The organism is Ktedonobacter sp. SOSP1-52 (assembly GCF_016587395.1).
The window spans coordinates 1,386,932-1,404,174 of the sequence record NZ_BNJH01000001.1; the positions used below are offsets into that span (position 1 = coordinate 1,386,932).

General features: G+C 56.0%; 15 protein-coding genes. 9 read left to right on the forward strand and 6 right to left on the reverse strand.

Annotation, left to right across the window (positions count from 1 at the left end; translation table 11 throughout):
- The first annotated feature begins 33 nt into the window (after positions 1-33).
- Complete coding sequence (locus tag JMJ16_RS55895) at positions 34-165, forward strand: hypothetical protein (protein ID WP_255553166.1); 132 nt, start codon at positions 34-36, stop codon at positions 163-165.
- Between the two features lie 1,223 nt (positions 166-1,388).
- Here JMJ16_RS55895 and JMJ16_RS06345 read toward each other — a convergent pair.
- Positions 1,389-1,976, reverse strand: coding sequence for a TetR/AcrR family transcriptional regulator (locus JMJ16_RS06345; protein ID WP_201379367.1), 588 nt, complete (start codon positions 1,974-1,976; stop codon positions 1,389-1,391).
- A gap of 163 nt (positions 1,977-2,139) precedes the next feature.
- Here JMJ16_RS06345 and JMJ16_RS06350 point away from each other — a divergent pair, with 163 nt between their 5' ends.
- Positions 2,140-2,964, forward strand: coding sequence for an SDR family oxidoreductase (locus tag JMJ16_RS06350; protein WP_201379369.1), 825 nt, complete (start codon positions 2,140-2,142; stop codon positions 2,962-2,964).
- A 146-nt stretch (positions 2,965-3,110) separates the two neighbouring features.
- Here JMJ16_RS06350 and JMJ16_RS06355 read toward each other — a convergent pair whose 3' ends face one another.
- A complete protein-coding gene (locus tag JMJ16_RS06355) occupies positions 3,111-4,082 on the reverse strand; it encodes a homoserine kinase (protein ID WP_236601228.1) in 972 nt (323 codons plus the stop codon).
- Positions 4,083-4,289: 207 nt separating this feature from the next.
- On the opposite strand from JMJ16_RS06355, the gene JMJ16_RS06360 reads away from it, so the two are divergent.
- The 4 genes from JMJ16_RS06360 (at position 4,290) to JMJ16_RS06375 (ending at position 9,943) form a co-directional block, all read left to right on the forward strand.
- Positions 4,290-5,045 carry a phytanoyl-CoA dioxygenase family protein gene (locus JMJ16_RS06360; protein WP_201379373.1) on the forward strand — a complete coding sequence of 252 codons (756 nt, stop codon included), beginning with the start codon at positions 4,290-4,292 and terminating at the stop codon, positions 5,043-5,045.
- 337 nt (positions 5,046-5,382) lie between these two features.
- Entirely contained in the window at positions 5,383-6,234 is an 852-nt protein-coding gene (locus JMJ16_RS06365; RefSeq protein ID WP_201379375.1) for an AraC family transcriptional regulator, read from the forward strand.
- A gap of 116 nt (positions 6,235-6,350) precedes the next feature.
- Positions 6,351-8,204: a family 20 glycosylhydrolase gene (locus JMJ16_RS06370; protein ID WP_201379377.1), complete on the forward strand. Its 1,854-nt coding sequence runs from the start codon at positions 6,351-6,353 to the stop codon at positions 8,202-8,204.
- Between the two features lie 245 nt (positions 8,205-8,449).
- Positions 8,450-9,943, forward strand: coding sequence for a carboxylesterase/lipase family protein (locus JMJ16_RS06375; RefSeq protein WP_201379379.1), 1,494 nt, complete (start codon positions 8,450-8,452; stop codon positions 9,941-9,943).
- A gap of 102 nt (positions 9,944-10,045) precedes the next feature.
- On the opposite strand, the gene JMJ16_RS06380 is transcribed toward JMJ16_RS06375, so the two are convergent.
- Positions 10,046-10,762 (reverse strand): hypothetical protein, encoded by a 717-nt coding sequence (locus JMJ16_RS06380; protein WP_201379380.1) that lies wholly within the window; start codon positions 10,760-10,762, stop codon positions 10,046-10,048.
- Positions 10,759-11,280: a GNAT family N-acetyltransferase gene (locus JMJ16_RS06385; protein ID WP_201379382.1), complete on the reverse strand. Its 522-nt coding sequence runs from the start codon at positions 11,278-11,280 to the stop codon at positions 10,759-10,761. The genes JMJ16_RS06380 and JMJ16_RS06385 overlap by 4 nt, the downstream gene beginning before the upstream one ends.
- Positions 11,281-11,431: 151 nt before the next feature.
- Between JMJ16_RS06385 and JMJ16_RS06390 the strand changes: the two genes are divergently transcribed.
- On the forward strand, positions 11,432-12,229 hold the full coding sequence (locus JMJ16_RS06390; RefSeq protein ID WP_201379385.1) for a nucleotidyltransferase domain-containing protein: 798 nt from the start codon (positions 11,432-11,434) through the stop codon (positions 12,227-12,229).
- Between the two features lie 18 nt (positions 12,230-12,247).
- Here the strand turns inward: JMJ16_RS06390 and JMJ16_RS06395 are convergent, their stop codons facing one another.
- Positions 12,248-12,862 (reverse strand): polysaccharide deacetylase family protein, encoded by a 615-nt coding sequence (locus JMJ16_RS06395; RefSeq protein ID WP_201379387.1) that lies wholly within the window; start codon positions 12,860-12,862, stop codon positions 12,248-12,250.
- 335 nt (positions 12,863-13,197) lie between these two features.
- On the opposite strand from JMJ16_RS06395, the gene JMJ16_RS06400 reads away from it, so the two are divergent.
- Positions 13,198-14,511 carry an MFS transporter gene (locus tag JMJ16_RS06400; protein ID WP_255553167.1) on the forward strand — a complete coding sequence of 438 codons (1,314 nt, stop codon included), beginning with the start codon at positions 13,198-13,200 and terminating at the stop codon, positions 14,509-14,511.
- A 36-nt stretch (positions 14,512-14,547) separates the two neighbouring features.
- Positions 14,548-15,384 carry a sugar phosphate isomerase/epimerase gene (locus JMJ16_RS06405; RefSeq protein ID WP_201379390.1) on the forward strand — a complete coding sequence of 279 codons (837 nt, stop codon included), beginning with the start codon at positions 14,548-14,550 and terminating at the stop codon, positions 15,382-15,384.
- 265 nt (positions 15,385-15,649) lie between these two features.
- On the opposite strand, the gene JMJ16_RS06410 is transcribed toward JMJ16_RS06405, so the two are convergent.
- Positions 15,650-16,861 (reverse strand): MFS transporter, encoded by a 1,212-nt coding sequence (locus JMJ16_RS06410; RefSeq protein ID WP_201379392.1) that lies wholly within the window; start codon positions 16,859-16,861, stop codon positions 15,650-15,652.
- Positions 16,862-17,243: the final 382 nt, after the last annotated feature.

The following is a 17,243-nucleotide window of genomic DNA, read 5'->3' on the forward strand; positions in this document are numbered from 1 at the left end:
TGCCTCCCTCCTGCGATAGGGAATCCAGGAGGGGTGGCGTCGATTGTATCAGGATCTGCCGGACCACGCTTCTACCGCTTTATGCAGTTTGTTGGGGTCGAGCAATTAGATGGCACTTCCCTGGCTCCCACCTTGTTACGCGTAAAGGTTGGGTACTTGCTCTAGCTCCAGCGGTGTTCTGATTAAGGGGAAACTATCCTGACCCATATGCTTTCGGGGCGAGATCTGAACTCACTCCAGATAGCACCTTGCTGGGCTGAGGGACTCCAGGCAAAATACATGTTGCTTTCATGGGGATAATCGGGGTCAGGTCCATAAGTTTGGAGGGCTATTAGAGCTTCTGTAACCTTGAGAGGGTATGGCCATGTCGTGACAAGGGCTCCACATTGCTCGATAAGGTACTTCGCGGCCCACATTCGCTTGCTCTTATGCTTTTCTGGGATAAGTAAAATGCATTCCTGCGGTAGTGCCTCCAAAACCTGTTCAGGGTTTCCTCTTCCTTCTTCAATATGCTCACAATGGCAGAGGGGTTTCTGTCGTGAAAATTGGAGAGAATTGCTTTCGACTGGTAGACGTTGGAGCGTTTTTTCTGTCTTAGGTACGAGTGTGCTCTCCTGGCTCTGCCAGGTGCGTATGGCAGAAACTTGATATATGCCCTGGCATGCCAGGCACTGTTGTATAACGGGCCAGGTCGCGCTGTACTCTTCACTTGGTTCAAATGGGTCTGGTATCAGGCGCTCATGAATATCTACCTCGCGCTGATCAAGTGTCGATAAGGGCCAGTCATCGAAGAGGCTTATGCGTGTGTAGAGTCCACAATAAGGGCACTGGTACCAGGACCAGTGCTCATTAGCATGGCTCCATATCTTCCGGCCACTCGTTTGCTCACTGCCATGACCTATGAGGACGAGTGGGGTGCCGCAATCAGAGCACTTCTCTGTGCTTGCCCTGGCGTGCTTTTCTCCTCGCTTCACTTATTCCTCTTTCTTTTTAGGTCAGCCAGCTCATATTTATATCGTTGATGGTAACCCCTGATAAATTGCTGTGCCTTCGATAGCTACCTGGATACCTCTTGTGGAGCGCTCTACTTCGACAATGACCTGCCCAACACGCCCGATCTCATGCCCCTGCTCGATGATCAGGCGCAAATGATGAAGGGGCTTGATATACTGATGTAGTAAGCTCCTAGTGCCCCTGAGGCAGTGCCTGTTACTGGATCTTCACGCGTTCCGGAAAAGGGCTACTTACACACCTCCAAGTAGTTCTGGTGGTGGCGCGGGCGGTCATTTCTAGAGAGTCGGTCAAAAAATTACGCGGATATGCGTAACCTATCTTTGACGCCGTCGTCAAGAGGATCGACTCCTAGCCGAGAGGTGACACACAACCTTTCAGTCCCGACTCGGCTTTGTTCTGATTCCGGCGATGACGAGATCGAGCATGCGGTTGGCCCCATCAGGGTCGGACGCATATTCGTTCACCAGGGCGATTCCGTAGACGAGTCGTATCACGTCGAGCATATGGACATCCGTTCGGATTTGTTCTGCAGCCTGGGCGCGGAGCAAGAGGACTTCTCCCGCCTCGTGCATCGCTTTGTTCGCAGCATAGCTTCTCGTTCCCGGAACATGCTTGGCAGCCATGATGGCTGCTCCCATGCTCCGCCCTCGAGCCGCGAAGTCCATCTGGAGACGAAGCCAGCTCATCAAGGCATCGAAAGGAACAGGAGCGCTTGCAAGTTCTTCAGCGTGCGCCCTCAATTCGTTGGTCTCATCCAGGAACACAGCTTCAAGGAGATCCTGACGCGTGGGGAAGTGACGGTACAGCGTTCCGATGGCGACCCCAGCCGATTTGGCAATGTCCTCCAGGACGATGTCAGCGCCGCGCTCGGAAACTGCGGCTCGCGCCGTGTTCAGCAGGCTGGCGTAGTTGCGCTGGGCATCAGCTCGCATTGGGCGGTTGGCTGGCGTTGGCTCGTTCATTTTATGCCCCTCCTTTCTCCCAGGGAGATTGGTACTTGACAAAGTGAGGGTTCCTCCGTTATTATAGAGAGGTAAACCTGAGGGTTCCTCCGTTTTGTAGGTGGAGGTACCCTCATTTTATCACATTCATGCTTGATCTTACCAGTAGAAGGAGAACTTTCTTATGCGTGTTTTCGTCACAGGAGCAGCAGGCTTCATCGGTTCCGCCGTCGTCCGCGAACTCATCGGTGTTGGTCATACGGTCGTCGGTCTTACCCGCTCAGACAAGGGTGCCGCGACATTGAAGGAAGCTGGAGCCGAGGTGCATCGTGGTACCCTTGACGACCTCGACAGTCTTCGCGCCGCTGCGGCGGCAGTGGATGGCGTCATTCACCTGGCGTTTCAACACGACCTCTCGGACTTCGCGGCCGCGCTCACTACCGATCTGCGCGCCGTCGAGACGATGGGGGCGGCGCTTGAGGGCACAGGCAAGCCGTTCGTGACCACCGCTCACCTAAACGGGGAGGCATCGGATAACGCGGTGCTCGCACTGGCTGGAGTGCGATCGTCGGTCGTCACTCTCTGCCCATCCGTGCACGGCGAGGGCGACAAGGGCTTCGTGCCGATGCTGATCAACATCGCCCGCGCGAAGGGCGTCTCTGCCTACATCGGCGACGGGTCCAACCGCTGGCCTGCCGTCCATCGCCTCGATGCGGCGCGCCTGTACCGCCTGGCATTGGAAAGCGCCCCGGCGGGGTCACGGCTTGACGGGGTCGGCGATGAGGGTGTGCCATTCCGCGACATTGCCAGTGTCATCGGTCGTCACCTGAACCTGCCAGTGGTCAGCATTTCCCGTGAAGAGGCTGACGCCCACTTCGGCTCTTTTCTCGGCACTGTGGCGGCGGTCGACCGCCCGAGGTCGAGTGCACAGACCCAGGAACTCTTGGGATGGCGGCCTATGCACCCGCAACTTCTCCCGGACCTCGAACAGCACTACTTCAACAACTGATGTGAGGCTGAGGGTCACTCTTCATGACAACAGCCCTTAAGGATGAGCGGACCGGAAGACAAAGTGAAGCGCTTCGCGTTGTCTTCCGGTCCGTTCATCCTTAAGGGCCTCATACTCTTCTCCTTGAGAGGTGGGGAATTTCTCGATCATGAAGAACTCTCTCTGGCTGGTCTTTGAGGAAGGAGAGAGCCAGCTATAAAATTCTCTCTTCCTAAACGATCAAGGTAGGCGATTTTGCGTCTCTCGTAAAAATCCTCTCCCTCCCAGCGCTCGAAATACCAGATTGCATCAAAGAGGATACTCAATTTATACACATCAAAAAGATGCCACTTTTCGTCCTTGCTCAAAGCTCGATGCCTGGTGTATTCCTGCAAGATAGTCCTTGTCTCGTTGAAATCGAATACATTCTCTTCCTCCTGAAAACGAGGCCAGGTGTTCCAGTCGAAAGACACGTGGAAAGGATTGATCAAGGCCGCGAGATCATAGAGAAGGAACGTGTAGTTGGCATCATCAAAGTCAATTAAAGCGCTAAACTTCCCGTCTGTGAAGAGCAGGTTGGAGAAATGGAAATCACAGTGACAGACTCCCCTGGGGAGGGATGGCGGTAGATGGAGCCCTGCGAGCGTATGCTCAAACCACTGTAGTTTTTCTCTGGCTTGAGCAGTGTTGATCCTTTGAGTGGCCTCTTGAGCTAGTTCCCAGCAAGTCTCTACATTATAGTTCAACCTATATGGTGTATGCAGTGGTTTATAGTCCCTGGTGATGGTGTTTAGCTCGGCAACCTGCTGGACAAGTTGCCTCTTCTGTGCCTCGTTAGGATGCTCTAGATGCTGGCCTGTGGCAAATTCAAAGATGGCATACGGTTTTTCGTTATAGATGCCAGCATGTTCCCCGTTTCTATCTTGTAATATAGCCGGGCAGGGATAATTGTTGCGCTTCAGGTAGCGAATGAGCTCGCTTTCAAACAAGACGGACTCCAGGGAGCGATTCTGATAGTAGCGGAAAACAAATCTACCCTGTGTCGTCTGAAGAAAGTAATTCGTCTGTACCGTTCCTGTGGTAACTGGCTCAAACGCGAGAAGCTCCCCCAATGTGTAACGGGAGAGAATATCTTTCAAAGTATCTTCTGAGAAATGTGTTTTTGCAACCATACAGGCTATTGTAGCAAACGCTAACCGAAGTTACCACGTTTTGTCTATCTATATCCATGTCCGTTTTACAAACAAGGTTGTCCCTGCGCTTGATTGTTCTCAGTCAGGCTGGAGGTTAGACTATGGCTATAGTTTGATCGTTGTAATGAGTGCCATGCGGCAAGGAGATTTGGCATGCTTACACAGGAACAACTGGCGTTCTACCATGAAAACGGCTATATTTTGGTAAAGGGATTGCTCTCCAGAGAGGAAGCGGCAGCATATCGTCAAGAGTGTCATGAACTGGCGGATCGGCTGGCAGCCCAGCGTAATATCGATGCGACCTGGGGCAGTGCGCGCGACGCGATCATGGCGACCGATACAAAAATCCTGCATTGTCATGATGTGCAGTTTTACGCGGCCTCGTTTGGTCGTCTGATCCTCGATGAACGGATTACAGGTGTTGCGGCTGATGTTATTGGCAGCCAGAATGTGCAGTTGCATCATACAAAGATGTTTATCAAGCCGCCCGAGAAGGGATCGCCCTTCCCGCTGCACCAGGATCATCCCTTTTTCCCGCATGCCAACCATAGCATGATCGCGGCGATTGTGCATTTCGATGACGCGCCGCTGGAGAAGGGCTGTGTCCGCGTGGTGCCGGGCAGCCATAAGCTGGGTCCGGTTCCGCATAATCCCGAGGGGAGCTGGCACCTCTCGTTTGATGAGTATCCCCTTGAGGCGTCGCAGCCCTGTCCCGCCGAGGCTGGGGATGTGCTCTTCTTTAGCTACCTGACCATTCATGGCTCGGGCGTGAATGTAAGCAGTGAGGCGCGCACAACCGTCCTGATTCAGATGCGTGATCCCGCCGATCCGCCTACCGTCGATACACATAAGTCACGTGGGCAGGGGATGATCCTGCGGGGTATTGATCCGCTGACTCTTCAGCAATAGCAGCCCGCAACCCAAACACCATAGGCGCCCGGTTTACCGCGCGCAAGGCGATTTATCGCAATAATACCGGGTGACGACCAATCCCACCATCTGGTGGTGCATGCCATGAAGCGTCTCTTGTTATGGGAAGAGGCTTGTAGTTCGGTATTCCTGCGATAAATCGCCTTGTGCGCGATAAATCGAGCACCTATGATGGGTAGATATCTCTCATTGTGGTTCACATGTTATCTCTAAAGAGAGGAGGCCTACTCTGGATAGTCTCGCGCCGCGCCATCGTTTTACTGATCTCAGCCATCTCACGCTCTCGTTATGCCTGGGCAGCTTCCAGAGTGAGATTGTGGGGTGGGGATTTATCGGGCCGCGCTGGTGGCGGAATTACCTGCATACTCATTCCTTCTTTGAGGTTTGCTATGCCTTCCAGGGCCAGGGTCTCTTCCGCTTCGCTGGAGTGGACTATGCTGTCCAGGCAGGCGATGTCTTTATCGCGAAACCCGGTGTGGCGCATGAGATTATCTCATCCGAGGAGGACCCGCTGGGTATCTATTTCTGGTCGTATACGCTCTATGAGCGAGCTGATGCATACAATGCGCCTGCTTCGGGCGTGGACGAGCTCCTCCGGGCCTATCTCGCCTCACCATCCGTGGTTAGTGCGCGTACCACGGCGATGCTGCGCACGCTCGAACTCTTGACTGAGGAGGGCACGCGTCGTGAGCCGGGCTATCTCCAGGTTGTTGAAGGCCTGGTCATCAAGCTCCTGTTGGATACTGCGCGCTCCGTCGTGGATACGAGTGACTTGTGTGAGCCGCTTCCCACGCCGGTTCGTAGTCCAGAGGAGGCCGTGACGCAGACAATCAAGCGCTACCTGTATGATAACTATGCCCGTCCGATTACTATGCGTGACCTGGCGGCCCAGGTGCATCTCAGTGAGCGCCACACTGCGCGTCTCTTTCGCAAGGTCACGGGCGACTCGATTATGGACTATCTCACCAGGTTGCGGCTGGAGATGGCGGCGCAGCTTCTCCTGGACCGGCAGGCCCGCATGCCGATCAAAGAGATCGCCCAGGCCTGCGGCTACCCCGACGTCCGCTACTTTACCACGCTCTTTCGCCAGCGCACTGGCCTGACCCCAGCCCTCTTTCGCCAGCAGGGTGGCACACGTTTCTTTGCTTCTTCCCCCTCTTTGTCTTGAAACGAAAGAGGCCTCAAGGATAAAGAACTCTTCCAATTGACAAAGTCAGCGGTGGGTGTTTTTAATTGATAGATAGGCACTCATGATTATTTGCATGGAAGGGAAAACCGCTCTCTATGAACGACCTCAAAGACCTTTATTTCCTGCCCGCGCCGCGCTCAGTGCGCCGAGACGAGGATCTTTGCATCCTCCCAGCCCGCACCTCTATTATTTTGCACGCCAGCGAGGCCGGGGCTATCTTCCCCATCGCGCAACGCTTGCAGCATGCCCTGCTCGACCAGGCGGCTGTAACGGCTGAGATCCGTGCCTCTGGAGCAGGCCTGGCGAGTGATGAATTTGGCATACAGCTCGTCCTTGATCCGCAGCAGGAGGGCCACGAGCAGGGCTACCAGCTCCAGGTGACATCTAAGGCCATCACGCTTACGGCGCGGACGCCCGTGGGCCTCTTCTACGCCGTTTGTACGCTGATCCAATTGCTCCAGCAGTGTGGGCGTGTCCTGCCCTGCCTGGAGATCCTCGATTGGCCCGATGTGCTGGCACGTGGCGTGATGCTTGATATCAGCCGCGATAAAGTGCCGACCATGGAGACGCTGTTCCAGCTCATCGATCTCCTGGCCTCCTGGAAGATCAACCAGTTTCAACTCTACACTGAGCATACCTTTGCCTATCGCGCGCATCAGGAGGTGTGGGGCAAGTCCTCACCCATGACAGGCGAAGAGATTCTGGAGCTGGATGCCTATTGCCGCGAGCGCTTTGTAGAGCTGGTGCCCAACCAGAACACCTTTGGACATATGAAGCGCTGGCTAATTCATCCAACCTACGCGCACCTGGCCGAAACGAGCGGGAGCTTCCCCGTTCCCTGGGGAACGCTAGAGGGACCCTTCAGCCTCGCCCCCGTTCAGCCTGGCAGCCTGGCCCTGGTGGAAGAACTCCTTAGTGAGCTGCTTCCGCACTTTGCGAGCCGCGTGGTCAACATCGGTTGTGACGAGACCTTTGATGTGGGACACGGCCAGAGCCAGGAGGCCTGCCAGGAGCGCGGACTGGACCAGGTCTACCTGGAGTATGTGCTCAAGATTCGCGATATCGCGCAACGTCAGGGGCGCACTGTGCAGTTCTGGAGCGATATCCTGAATGATTACCCCGAGCTCTTTAAAGAGTTACCACGTGATATGATTGCTCTCGAATGGGGCTATGAGGATAACCATCCCTTCGCCGAGCGCAGCGAGCACCTGGCGGCGTCTGGTATGTCCTTCTATGTCTGCCCAGGCACCTCCTCGTGGAACTCGCTGGCGGGGCGCATCGATAACGCCCTGGGGAACCTGCGTAGCGCGGCTGAGGCGGCCCGAACCTATGGTGCCAGCGGCTATCTCAACACCGATTGGGGTGATAACGGACACTGGCAGCCCTTGCCGATAAGCTATCCTGGCTACGCAGCGGGTGCCGCCTACTCCTGGTGCCTGGCGAGCAATTCCGACAGCGATATCCCAGCTCTGACGGGTCGCTATGCCTTTCAGGATGAGCAGGGGGAGATGGGCCAGCTTATCGCGCGCCTGGGTAATGTCTACCAGCTCTTTGAGATCATTCATAATAGCACGCCTCACTTCTGGGCTCTGCACCGCCCGCTCGCGCAGGTGAAAGAAGACCCGCTCTTCCCGCTCCAGACCTTCATCCAGGCCGACGAGCAACTTCTGGAGATCGAGCGTGAGCTCGTGAGCATCCGCCTGCAAAGCCCTGAAGCCGCGCTGATTGTGCAGGAGTACGAACTGGTGTGCCGCTTGATGCACCATGCCAGCCTGCGCGTTCAACTGGCGCATGACTCCACCAATGCCGATCTATTAGAGCGCGCGCGCAAGGATGTCCAGAGCCTTCTCGGCGACTTCCGCCAGGTCTGGCTGGCCCGTAACCGCGAAGGTGGCCTGGCCGACAGCATCGCGCCCCTGGAGAAGATGCTCACCGAAGAGTATCGCTAACTTGTAGGCAGTTCGGGTAGTGCTTCTAAAGGGCGCACCTACCCTCACTTGACTACGCGAATGTCCCCACGCCCGGCAGGGTGGAGAAGGTAGGTAGTGCCTCTGTGCCCCCGAATGGGGGGTTTAGAAGCACTATCTTCTCCACTCTGCATGGGCGTGGGATGCCCGCTACTAGCATACACGGTTATTGTGGACAACCCTGCATGGGCATGGGACAACGGAAAGTATAGAAAGGAAGAAGAACCATGATGGACCCGATTGTTGCAACTGCCTCGGGCCAGGTCCGAGGCGCCACGAGAAATTCCATTTATGTCTTCAAAGGTATTCCTTATGGAGCCTCGACCGCCGGGCGTAGACGCTTTCTTCCTCCACAGAAGCCCGAACCCTGGAGCGGCGTGCGCGATGCCTTGCGCTATGGCGCTAGCAGTCCCCAGCCAGAGGGCGGCCTGGGAGTGATGCTCTCATTGAGTGGCGGCGCGGAGCCAGAGCCTCTAAGCGAGGACTGCCTCTATTTGAACGTGTGGACCCCCGCGCTCAATGACGGTGGCAAACGACCAGTAATGTTCTGGTGCCATGGTGGCGGCTTTACCATGGGCTCGGGCTCGGCGGGCTTCTACGAAGGGACCAATCTGGCACGCCGGGGCGATGCCGTGATCGTGACGGTCAACCATCGCCTTGGTCCGCTGGGTTACTGCTACCTGGGCGAACTGGCGGGCGAGGAGTACGCAGCCTCCGGCAATGTCGGCATGCTCGACCTCGTGGCGGCCCTGGAGTGGGTGCGCGACAATATCGCGGCCTTCGGTGGCGATCCCAGTAATGTCACGATCTTTGGTGAATCGGGTGGCGGAGCCAAGGTCAGCATCCTCATGGCCATGCCTGCCGCGCAAGGCCTCTTCCATCGCGCCATCATCCAGAGCGGTCCCGCCCTGCGTGTGAGTCCACGTGCGAAGGCGACTCACCGCGCCGAGAAGCTCCTGCGTGAGCTTGAGATCGCCCCCGGCGAGATTGAGCGCCTGCGTGATATCCCCGTCGGGCGGCTATTGGAGGCCAACGCCAGGATTAACCCGAACGCGCTGGCAGGCTGGGGACCAGTCATGGATGGCGTGGTCATCCCACAGCAGCCCTTTGATCCCGTCGCCCCCGCCATCTCCGCTAATGTGCCGTTACTGATCGGTACAAACAAAGACGAGATCACCCTCTTTACGCTGGCCGATACCGGACTGGCGACGCTCGACGAGGCGAGTCTGCGCGCTCGCGTGAGCCAATTCGCGGGGGACAAAACGGATGAACTGATCGCAGCCTATCGTGACGCGCAGCCCCAGGGCAGTCCCGCAGACATCTACACGGCCATCGGTAGTGACCGCATGATGCGTATCAACTCCATCACCCTGGCCGAGCACAAATACGCCCAGGGCACGGCCCCGGTCTATATGTACCTCTTTACCTGGGAGACCCCGATCCTGAATGGGCGCCTGAAGTCGACGCACGCCCTGGAGATTCCCTTCGTCTTCGATAACCTGGCCAATGCCGTAGGCTTTACCGGTGGTGGCGGCCCCGAACTCCAGGGCATTGCCGACGCCATGAGCTCGGCCTGGCTCGCCTTCGCCCGCACAGGCGTCCCCGGCCCCAACTGGCCCGCCTATACCCTGAAGAGCGCGCGACCATGGTCTTCGACCGCGAGAGTCACGTCGAGCACGACCCCGCCGGGCCCCAGCGCCAGGCCTGGGGCGACATGCTGATCAACGGTTTCAGCGAGTAGTCACGTCCAGTAGCCGCATATGCCAGTGCGCAGCCCCAGTAGCCGCGTACGCCAGTAGCGGGCCCGCTACTGGCGTACGCGGCTACTGGGGCGCGCTATTCGCAGTCCACTCCCACACCTCCACCGCCAGCGCCAGTTCCTCTACCCAGTCCTCATCTATGTATGTGTAAAATCCCTCTTCCAGCATCTGCCCGGTTGCATCCTCGCGTAGCCAGGCCTGGACCTGGCTGCTTTTGGCTAATCGGCTGTCCCAGGTATGATTGTTGATCATCTCGGCGAGCTGGCGCAGCGACGAAGGCATGCGCATATCTCGCCAGGCGTTCAGAAAAGGCGCCAAATCATCGATACCATAGAGCATCGCCTCCAGATATTCACTGGCGAGCAGGCTATCCTCCTCGCGCCCCGGATGGCCCGCCAGTATCCAGCGCCAGAGTGCTAGCAGATAGTTGGTGACCGCTTCACGCTCTCGCTCTGTCCACTCTTTGCAGTAGCCCAGCTTCCCAAAGATGACGAAGAGATACGGTAGGTCTCTCCGCTCCTGGGCGTCACTCACCAATTCCAGGATACGCGGCAGAAAATGTTTGAAGTCGTCCTCATCTCCCCAGGTGCTCATAGCCTTCCATGTAAACCGCTCCAGGTCGTAGCCATCCAACTGGCGCAGAACTTTAGAGGCAATCCGCTCCTGATCTGCCCTGGAAACGCAGCAAGGACAGCCTATAACGGGGTGACGCAATGGATAATTGGCGAAAGTCCCGTACAATGTCTCGATTGCTTCGTGCAAATCTGCTAGTTCATTCATGAGCTGATCGTATAATGATGGCGCTCTGCCCAGTTACCCTCGAAGTCCTGGTCAAAGAACGTTCCTACAAAAGTCATACCACATTTCTGCATTACCCGCGCGGAGGCGATATTACGCGTTTCGCACTCAGCAACAATACGAGATGTTGCTAGAACGTTAAACTCATAGTCAAGTACGGTCTGCAATGCTTTTGTCATATAGCCATGATTCCAGGAGCGTGAACCGAGAGCGTAGCCAAAGGAGCGCGCGCCCTCCTCATGGCTGGAACCGCCGATACCCAACCATCCAATCAGTGTCGCGTTACTTTTAAGCGTAAGCGCCCAATTATACGCGTCACGTTGAGGATTGGAGGCATACGCAACCATCCAGTCCAGCCATTCGCGGCGCCTGGTCTCATCCCAGTTAGAGAAGTGCATATAGCGTGTGACCTCTGGATCTGAAACAATGGCATTGATGGCCTCCCAATCCTCCAGGGTAAAGTCGCGCAGGAGGAGGCGTTCAGTCTCAAGGGTAAACATCTTTCCTCGCTTGTTCTTGCTTGTATTCTTCTATGAGAGTATATCATGTTATACTTTGTTTATTGCCTGCCTGCGATCTCTTATTTGACACAACTTCGAATCGGGATCAAAAAATTGTAAGGCGACGTAGTTAAAGTGGCTAGTAAATAAAATGAGTATTGCATTCAATGATCTGGTAGCGCGTTTTGATGTGCCAGAGGTGCGCGCGCTTGTCTTGATGGGGAGCCATGCGCGAGGTGAGGCTGGACCCTATAGCGATATCGACCTGGTACGCTTTACATATAAAGCAGAGCCCTCTGAGCCAGAGAGCTTTCTCTATCAGGAGCACTTGCTGGTTGTGAGTACGGTTGGACCGGATGAAGTCGAGCGCTGGTTTCATGAGCCACAGGCGGCGACTGATACAATTGCTGGTGTGCGCTGTGCTCGGGCGTTGCTGGATCGCGAGGGCTATTTTGCTCAGATCCAGGCCCGGGCCAAAGTCTTTGTATGGGATGATGCTATGCAGCAGCAGGCCAACCGCTGGGCGAGCGAGATGCTGGTAGGCAACGCCGAGGAGGCTCGCAAGGGACTGGAGGGTCTGCGCCGCAATGACGTCGGACGCCTGTTGAATGCTCGTTTTGGCATGTCCTGGAGCATGAGTCGTGTAATGAAAGTGCAGCGTGGTATCCTGCTCTCTGGTGATAATGCTATCTATGACGAGGTGGCGCACGCTATGGATGATCAGCCAGAATGGGTGCGCCTGCGCCGCGCCGCCTTTGGTATTGAGGACGAACGCGGACAGGCCCTCACTCTGCACGAACAGGTGCAGGCTGGTCTCCAGCTCTATGCTCTAACAGCAAGGTTGCTCTCCCCCATCTTGCTGCCAGTGCATAAGCTACTCATCGAACATACTGTCTCATTGATCCAGCAAGCCCTTCCGACCGCGTCTGAACTCAGGAGCGAAAGATAATACAGAGCCCAGGTCCTCTCATTTGTGTTCGTGGGGCAGGCGCGAGAGTAGCTGGCGTATGGTCACAAAGCGATAGCCACGCTCAAAGAGGGTTTCTATTATGGTGGGTAGGGCGGCAAGCGTCTGGGAGCGGTCGCCTCCCCCATCGTGCATCAGGATGATTGAGCCATTCTTCACATGGTCGAGCACATTATGCAGAATTGTATCCGTGCCGGGGCGCGACCAGTCGTGTGCATCAACATCCCAGGCCACAGTGACCAGTCGGAGGCTGGTTGCGAGCTGAAGTGAAGATGCGTTATACGCTCCATAGGGGGGACGTATCACAAGGGGTCGCTGGTGGGTCACTCGTTCGATCGTGTTGTTGGTATGTTGCAACTGCCAGTACTGGCCCTCCAGGCTTAAACCGGTCATGACGGGATGACTCCAGCTATGATTTTCAATCTCATACCCGGCCTTATAGGCGCGCAACGTCAGATCAGGAAAGGCCTGAACCTGGCGTCCGATGCAGAAGAAGGTGGCTTTAATTCGATACGCTTCAAGAACGTCCAGTACCTTCGCTGTAAAATTGGGGGAGGGCCCATCATCAAAGGTCAGGGCGACTTCGCGTAGATTCTTGTTTCCATGGGTAATCAAATGATTCGTTCAGTTCTTGTATTTTTATACAACAATGCAAAAGTGCCATGAAACCGCTCTAATCTTTCAGCCAAAGCTGAGCTTGCATTTCCCACTATAAATAACATTTTACTACTGCATAAGATCCTAAGTGCTCTAGATAGCGAAAGAAGCTTTTAATGTAATTATACCATCTACACAAAATAATGTATCTTTCTGAACTGGTGTATGCGATTACTCCTCTGGTGCAGGAGTAACCGCATACACCAGTAACGGGTTCCCCAGTAGCCGTTTCCTTGACGAGCTATCCCCAGGGATTATACACTGAAACTGTTCAGGTAATGATGTATCTCTGTATGCTCTATACATGGAAGGATCTTCTTTTGCTATCGCCTCTAAATCGATTCAAAACCTTTTTTACAAATCTCCAATTCTCGCGCCCCTTCTGGTTCCTTATCACAGGCTCTTTTATTAATCGTGCTGGAAACTTTGTCATGCCCTTTTTCGCGCTCTATCTTACCTCTTTCCGGCACCTCCCTATTAGCGAGGCCGCGCTGGTCGTCTCGCTCATGGGATTAGGTTCGCTGGCGGCGGGTGCATGTGGTGGAATGCTGGCCGATATGCTTGGTCGCCGGGTCACGATCCTGATCAGTTTGTTGGCTGCGGCGGTGATGATGCTGGCCTTGAGCTTTGCGGGGAACGTCTGGCTGATTGTGGTCCTGGCGATCATCTATATGCTGTTTAATGATCTCGCGCGTCCCGCGACCTCGGCGGCGATTGCCGATATGACGCCGCGTGATAAGCTGGCGCAGGCGTATAGTCTGCGTTACTGGGCGAACAATATTGGTTCAGCCGTTGGCCCGATCATCGCGGGCCTGCTGGCTCCCGTCTCGTATCTGCTACTCTTCTTGGGCGACGCGCTCACCACATTCTGCTTTGGCGTCCTGATCTGGTTTGGCGTTCCTGAGACACGCCTGCCTCGCACAGTCAAGAGTGAGGAGAGTGCCGAGCGACCTGGGTTGCTGCGCGTAGCCCTGGCCGATCCCTGGCTCTGGAGTTACGCACTATTAGCGCTGCTCTTCGATATAGTATATTTCCAGCATGTGACCGCTATGCCGCTTGATATGCAGGCGCACGGTCTGAGTCCACTTATCTATGGCTCGGTCATGGCCATCAACGCCGTCCAGGTGGTCCTCATCAGCCTGCCGCTCACCGCGTTCTTCAATCGACGCTCGCCGAACACCTCGCTGGCGATTGCCGCTCTCTTCCTGGGAGCTGGCATGAGCGTGTTTAGCTGGTGGCATTCCTATCCTGGCTATCTCGTGGGAGTCATGATCTGGACGGTAGGTGAGATCCTGAACTATCCCATTTCGACAGCCATCATTGTCGATATCTCGCCAAAGCACCTGCGTGGTACCTATCAAGGTGTCTTTCAGACTATACGCGCCCTGTCAACCGTTATCGCGCCCGCGCTGGGTGGCTTTGCCCTGCAATACCTGGGCGCGACGTTCTTCTGGCAATGCTGTCTCGTCACGGGCTTGCTGATCGCGCTTGGTTACTTTATCCTGGGCAATGCGCGCCGCGTTCGCCAGGCCCGTCTTGCCCCACACGTCGCCGAGCCGCTTCCCGCCGCTTCCCCTGTGGGGAGTGAAATCTCGGTTAGTGAGTGAGCCCGCTACTGGCGTACGCGGCTACAAAGGAGAAAAATGCAAGTACTCTGTTCAACTGGTGCCTTCACCCGCAGTTCTGACCCTCACTGCCACGAGGTCATCTTGAAGTATAGCCAGGAGTTTGTGGCGGATGGCCTGGAAATTATGTTTTATCCTCGCTGGTATCAAGAGCCGGAGCCTGTTGTTCGAGCCTTACGCACCTGCAAGCTGCCTTTTCCAGTAATGCATACGGAGAAAAGCATCGGCGAATGCTTCGGCAGCGGCGATGCAAGCGAGCGAGAGCAGGGAGTCCTGCGCTTTGAGCAGAATTGCATCTTCGCCCAACAGCTAGGGGTAGAGATCGCAGTGCTGCATTTGTGGGGGATGCCATCGTCTGACTTCCATCTGGAGTATAACTTGCAACCCTTAGCGCGTTGCCTGGATCTCGCCGAGCAGTATGGGCTCACGCTGGCTATCGAGACCATTCCCTGTAATCGTGCTGACCCCCTCTCCAACGTCAAGCAAGCCTTTGAGCATGATCCTCGTGCGCGCGTGGCCCTGGATACAGAGTTCCTGGCGTGGCATGACCAGCTTGAAGCCGTCTTCACAGCCTCCTGGCTTTGGCAGGCAAAGCTGGTACGCCATGTGCATCTGAAAGATCACCATGGCCTGCTCGCCTCAAGCGAGGGGAGGTACTACCTGCATCCGGGTGAGGGTCATATCGATTTTCATCGCTTTGTGCGGCAACTGAAAGCAGCCGAGTTCGAGGGAGCTCTGAGCCTGGAGGCGCGAGCTGTCGACTCCGAGGGTGAGATCGATGTTGCACGCATCCAGACGAGCCTGCAATTCATGAGGGACTTGATCGCCGAGGGCGAGCCGGGGCGCGAACTTTAGTAGCGTCGTTTACGGCAACCATTTCCACACCTGATGTAAAACCGTGGCCGCAGCTCGACCTCGTTGTCGCTACCACATGTGAACCTGTACCAGGTTCGTCAGTCAGGCGCCTATTGGAAGACTTTATCGTGCCAGCTTGTAAGCCTGAAGCAGTGTAAAGGTGTGGAAGCTACCATACCCAGGAGGGTTTGGCGTAAATATTACATATGTTTCAATAAGATACAGCGCCGCCTCCGCTCAGGAGGCGGCGCTGTATCTTATTGAGCTAATCTACGTTGCGCACACCAGGACGCAGTAGCCCCAGGCCGACGATAAGCAGGCTGAGGAGGCCGCCAAACAGGAAGGTCATCGAGGGTCCGATGTGGTCGGCGGCTATGCCCGCCAGGGCGTAGCCGATGGGCAGAAGCGAGTAGGAACCAAGCGCGTCTATGCTGGAGACGCGCCCCAGGAGTTCGTCCGGCACCAGCTCTTGCAGACTATTAGCCCAGACCAGGTTGAGCGTGCTCGTACCCGCTCCCAATACGAACATCGCGAGGCACATCACCACAAGCACCAGGGGCAAGCCCATGACAAAGAGCATCAGTGACGCGACCATCCAGGGAAGATAGACCAGGTAGCCCCGGTGGCGCAGGCGTTTCATGCGTCCCAGCCAGATCGCCGCCAGAATCGAGCCCGTGGCCTCGAAGGCCAGGATAAAGCCGTAGAGCTGGGCGTTCGCGCCAAAGCGCAGCTTGATGAGCAGGGGCATCGCCGCGTCCAGGGGGCCGCTCAGAGTCAGGTTGCTGAGGCCCGCGACGGCGATGGTTACCCATAGCCAGGGCGAGGCGAGCACCGTTGCGATCCCCTCGCGTAGGTCCTTCAGCACGCTCGATTCAGCTTCCATCGTGCGTACCAGGGCACCCTTGCGCGGCATGGAGAGCAGACAGATAGCCGAGACGATAAAAGACAGGGCATCCAGGCTGAAGGCCAGCGCTGTGCCTCCCTGGGCGATTACCAGGCCCGCCAGGAGGGGACCGATGATACCCGCCAGGCGCCCGCTAATGCTGCGCAGCGAGTTAGCGCTGGGCAAAGCCTCGGACGGCACCACCTCTGGCACAATGGCGGTATAGGCGGGATAGAAAAAGGCATCTACCACACCAAAGAGCGCGCTTATGATCAGCACATGCCAGACCTCTAACAACTGCATGGCGGCTAGCACTGCCGCCACGCCCACAATAACCGCCCGCGCAAAGTCTGAGCCCAGCATCATATGCAGGCGCGAGAAGCGATCCACAACTACGCCTCCCAGCAGGAGCAACAGGAGCGTCGGCGCATTAGCGAATATCAGCACCAGGCCCATCGTGGTTGCCGAACCCGTTTTCTCCAGCACCCACCAGGCCAGCGCCACCGTATAGAAACTATCACCCAGGCGCGAGATAGTCTGTCCGCTCCACAGCAGGGCAAATGCGCGATGACTAAGTGATTTCAAGAAATCCATAAAGCTGGTATTTCCTTCTGTCGAAACAACCTCAAAGCCTTGCCCGTCTGAAGAAGGGGAGGAGCAGGAGGGTCTCCCTCCTGCCGGGGCGTGGGTGTCCCCACCATTTCCCCTTTTATCTTTTATCACTTTGGCATGGGAAAATGAACACATTGGGGTTAAGCAGGGAGAAGGAGTTTCCAGAAGGAGAACGTCTCAGAGGACGAAAAGAGACGAACAAGCAGAAGGCTTTTTGCCACGAGACAACGCCTGCCAAAAGCAAACCAGGAACATGCAAAAGAGAGGCACACAGTGCCTCACAAAGAAAGCAGCGGGAAAAGTCAGCTTCGGGCAAACCTCATCAGGAAACTCGCGTACCTGACGTTGCTCGTTTACTCACTAA

Bases quoted from the DNA above. Each gene is read 5' to 3' on its own strand.
- JMJ16_RS06370 (WP_201379377.1), top strand. From the start codon at position 6,351: ATGAACGACCTCAAAGACCTTTATTTCCTGCCCGCGCCGCGCTCAGTG.
- JMJ16_RS06410 (WP_201379392.1), bottom strand. From the start codon at position 16,861: ATGGATTTCTTGAAATCACTTAGTCATCGCGCATTTGCCCTGCTGTGG.
- JMJ16_RS06345 (WP_201379367.1), bottom strand. From the start codon at position 1,976: ATGAACGAGCCAACGCCAGCCAACCGCCCAATGCGAGCTGATGCCCAG.
- JMJ16_RS06400 (WP_255553167.1), top strand. From the start codon at position 13,198: ATGCTCTATACATGGAAGGATCTTCTTTTGCTATCGCCTCTAAATCGA.
- JMJ16_RS06390 (WP_201379385.1), top strand. From the start codon at position 11,432: ATGAGTATTGCATTCAATGATCTGGTAGCGCGTTTTGATGTGCCAGAG.
- JMJ16_RS06380 (WP_201379380.1), bottom strand. From the start codon at position 10,762: ATGAATGAACTAGCAGATTTGCACGAAGCAATCGAGACATTGTACGGG.
- JMJ16_RS06350 (WP_201379369.1), top strand. From the start codon at position 2,140: ATGCGTGTTTTCGTCACAGGAGCAGCAGGCTTCATCGGTTCCGCCGTC.
- JMJ16_RS06385 (WP_201379382.1), bottom strand. From the start codon at position 11,280: ATGTTTACCCTTGAGACTGAACGCCTCCTCCTGCGCGACTTTACCCTG.
- JMJ16_RS06360 (WP_201379373.1), top strand. From the start codon at position 4,290: ATGCTTACACAGGAACAACTGGCGTTCTACCATGAAAACGGCTATATT.
- JMJ16_RS06405 (WP_201379390.1), top strand. From the start codon at position 14,548: ATGCAAGTACTCTGTTCAACTGGTGCCTTCACCCGCAGTTCTGACCCT.
- JMJ16_RS06375 (WP_201379379.1), top strand. From the start codon at position 8,450: ATGATGGACCCGATTGTTGCAACTGCCTCGGGCCAGGTCCGAGGCGCC.